This window comes from Streptomyces ossamyceticus (genome assembly GCF_001418475.1).
Classification (GTDB): Bacteria; Actinomycetota; Actinomycetes; order Streptomycetales; family Streptomycetaceae; genus Streptomyces; species Streptomyces ossamyceticus.
Window position 1 is genome coordinate 1 of the sequence record NZ_LIQX01000894.1, and the last position, 3,585, is coordinate 3,585.

Below are 3,585 nucleotides of genomic sequence, written 5' to 3' on the forward strand. Positions count from 1 at the left end.
AGATGGGTATAAGCGACAGGTACGGGCGAAGCCATAGCGGAACACGGGGTCCTCGTAGCGCGGCACAGCCACCCCGCTCCGTGCCGCGCTACGAGGACCCCGTGTTCCGCTATGGCTTCGCCCGTACCGTCACCCACTACTGGGGCAACGGCCACTTCCTCGACGAGGGCAGCGGGGGCGGTGCGGTGGCCGAAGTCGGTGAAGTGGGCGAAGGCGGTGCGGGCGACGACGGTGTCGTGCTGCGGGACGTGCGACTGCTCAAGGGCGTCCCCGGCACCCTCGTGCAGGGCAGCCTCGACCCCGGCAACCTCCTCGGCATCGTCTGGCGCCTCCACCACGCCTGGCCCGGCAGCGAGTTGGTCCTCATCGACGACGTGGGCCACAACGCGGGCGCACCGGACATGGCACAGGCGCTGGTGGACGCGACGGACAAGTACGCCAAGGGGTGAGACTGCGGGAGCGGGAGCAGGGGCTCGCGCACCCGGCGTTCTCGCTCCATGGCGGGACCTCGTTCTGCCTTCTGACCACCACGGCGGTCGCTCTAGCGTTCCCCTTCCTCTTCCTCTCCGTCTCCGCCTTCCCCTCCGCCCCAGCTCTGGCCCCCCATGTCGTCCTCCTCGAAAAGGTGCCGCACGGTGGAGCGGTAGTTGGTCTGGACGTGGGTGAGGGCGTGGGTTCGGGCGCGGTCGGGGTCGCCGGAGGCGATCGCCTCGTACAGCTCGCGGTGTTCGGTGAGGAGCTGCGGCCACTCCGTGTTCTGGCGGGTGAGCCAGCGCAGACGGCCGTCGACCGGCTCCATGACGGAGATGAGCAGGCTGTTGCCGGCCATGGCGAGGACACGGTCGTGGAAGCGTGTGTTGATGTCGGTGATCGCCTCGGCGTCCCCGGCGCGGGTCGCGGCCGCCGCCTGGTCGAGCAGGGCCGACAGCTCGGCCAGGCTCTCCGGCGTCGCGCGGGTGGCGGCGAGTCCGGCGGCGTACACCTCCAACGCCTCGCGCAGTTCGAAGAGTTCCGCGACGTCCGCCCTGGTGAGACGGCGGACCACCGTGCGGCGCGGCGTCTCGAAGAGGACGAAGCCCTCGGCGACCAGCGCGCGGATCGCCTCGCGGACCGGGACCCGTGAGACCCCGAAACGATCGGCCAGCTCGCGCTCGACCAGCCGGTCGCCCGGACGGAGCCGGCCCGCGATGATGTCCTGCCGCAGGGTTCCCAGCACACGCTCGCGCACCGCGCCGAGAGGACCGAGGGTTTCGATCTTCGCTCCGTCAGGAGCCAGGGAGCTCATGAGGCCATCCTCGCCGACGCCGGAGGTGTTTTACGTGTCGTTAACGACAGCGACATCGGTCCGAACGGTTGACGGGAGGACCATGACGGGAGTTTGGTATACCAAAGCCCCCACGCGCGGTCCGCTCCCTCCCCGTCTCCTCCTCTCGCTCCCGGAGGCCCCGTGTCCCTCGCCGATCCCGCCGAAGCAACCGGCACCACCGCGTTCGTGCCCGACCCCCGCCTCACCAACGAAGACCTCGCCCCCGCCGACAAGCGCACCTGGAAGGTCTTCGACCTCTTCGCCCTGTGGATGTCCGACGTCCACAACCTCGGCAACTACACCTTCGCCGCCGGACTGCTCGTCCTCGGCATGAACGTCTGGCAGGTCTTCACGTCGCTGCTCGTCGGCTTCGTGATCATCTATATCGGCATGAACTGGATGGGGAGGATCGGCCAGCGCCACGGTGTGCCGTTCCCCGTCGTCAGCCGCATCAGCTTCGGCGTCTGGGGCGCCAACATCCCGGCCATCATCCGGGCCGTGATCGCCATCATGTGGTACGGCATCCAGACCTATCTCGCGTCCGTCGCCGTCAACATCATGCTGCTGGCCGCCTGGCCGGGCCTGGAGTCCTGGACCTACGGCTCGTTCCTCGGTCTGCACCCGCTCGGCTGGATCACCTTCGTCGCCCTCTGGCTCATCCAGGCGGTGATCATCAGCCAGGGCATGGAGTCGGTGCGGAAGTTCCAGGACTTCTGCGGCCCGGCGATCTGGCTGGTCATGATCGCGCTCGCGGTGTGGATCCTGGCCAAGGCCGGCTGGACCATCTCCCTCACCTCCACCCCGCACCCGGTCTCCGTCGGTGAGCAGTGGCGGCAGTGGTTCGGGGCGATCGGCCTGGTCCTCGCCACGTACGGCACGCTGATGCTCAACTTCTGCGACTTCTCCCGCTTCGCCCCCGACTACCGGACCGTCAAGCGCGGCAACTTCTGGGGACTGCCGATCAACTCCACCGCCTTCGTGGTGGTGTCGGTCATCGTCACCGCCGGTTCCATCGAGGTGTTCGGCAAGGCGATCACCGACCCCGCGTACCTCGTCGCGGAGATCGGCAACACCTGGATCCTCGTGCTGGGCGCCCTGACCTTCGCCATCGCCACCATGGGCGTCAACATCGTCGCGAACTTCGTCTCCCCCGCGTACGACCTCGCCAACGTCTGGCCGCAGAAGATCAGCTTCAAGGTCGGCGGCATGATCAGCACGGTCGCGGCGCTCGTCGTGACCCCGTGGAACCTCTTCTCCAACCCGACCGTCGTCAACTACTTCCTCGGCGGTCTCGGCGCGTTCCTCGGCCCGCTGTTCGGTGTGATCATGCTCGACTACTTCTGGGTCAAGCGAGGACGCATCGACGTCGACGAACTGTTCAACGCGCAGCCCGGATCCCGGTACTACTACCGCAGGGGCGTCAACCCCAAGGCCCTCTGGGCGTTCCTCCCCGCGGCCGCCGTCTCCGCCGTCCTCGCCCTGGTGAAGGACTTCAGCGCGGTCGCCCCGTACTCGTGGTTCATCGGAACGGCGCTGGCCGCCGGGCTGTACGCGGTGCTGTGCCGCGACGAGCGTGCCGCGCAGGGGACCGCCGAGGCCGAGCCGACCGTCACCGTGGAGGTCTGAGAAACGTGCGGATCGTCGTCACCAACTGCAACACCACGCAGGAGATGACCGAGGAGATCGTGCGAGGTGCCCGGGCCGCGGCCGGCCCGGGCACCACCGTGACCGGGCTGACCCCGGCGTGGGGCCCCGAGTCCGCGGAGGGCTGGCTCGACAGCTATCTGTCGGCCGCGGCCGTGCTCGACACCCTGCGCACGTACGACGAGCCCTACGACGCCGTGGTCATGGCCGGGTTCGGTGAACACGGGCGGGAAGGGGCGCGGGAACTGCTGGACGTGCCCGTCGTCGACATCACCGAGGCCGCCGCGCACCTCGCGTGTCTGCTCGGGCGGCGGTACGGGGTGGTCACCACGCTGGAACGGTCGTGCGGGCAGATCGAGGACAGCCTGGAGACGGCCGGGGTGGGGCGCAACTGCGCGGGCGTGGTCGGGACCGGGCTGGGCGTCCTCGAACTGCACGACACCGACCGCACGGTGCGGGCCTTCGTCGACGCGGCACGGCGGGTCCGGGACGCCGGTGCGGAGGTGCTGGTCCTGGGGTGCGCCGGGATGACCGGGTTGCAGCAGGTGGTGGCGGAGAAGGTGGGCGTCCCCGTGGTGGACGGAGTGGGGGCGGCCGTGAAGCTGGCGGAGGCGTTGGTGGGGCTGGGGTTGGAG

Annotated in this window: 3 protein-coding genes and 1 pseudogene; 3 read left to right on the top strand and 1 reads right to left on the bottom strand. The window is 69.2% G+C overall.

Annotation, left to right across the window (positions count from 1 at the left end; genetic code table 11):
- Positions 1-449 (top strand): annotated as a pseudogene (locus AOK15_RS40230) (hypothetical protein); the annotation flags it as partial.
- A 92-nt stretch (positions 450-541) separates the two neighbouring features.
- Here AOK15_RS40230 and AOK15_RS40235 read toward each other — a convergent pair.
- Entirely contained in the window at positions 542-1,285 is a 744-nt protein-coding gene (locus AOK15_RS40235; RefSeq protein WP_055524095.1) for a GntR family transcriptional regulator, read from the bottom strand.
- Positions 1,286-1,447: 162 nt separating this feature from the next.
- Here AOK15_RS40235 and AOK15_RS40240 point away from each other — a divergent pair, with 162 nt between their 5' ends.
- Complete coding sequence (locus AOK15_RS40240) at positions 1,448-2,932, top strand: NCS1 family nucleobase:cation symporter-1 (protein WP_055524097.1); 1,485 nt, start codon at positions 1,448-1,450, stop codon at positions 2,930-2,932.
- A gap of 5 nt (positions 2,933-2,937) precedes the next feature.
- Positions 2,938-3,585 (top strand): aspartate/glutamate racemase family protein (locus tag AOK15_RS40245; RefSeq protein WP_055524099.1); only part of this gene is annotated, 648 nt, incomplete at its 3' end.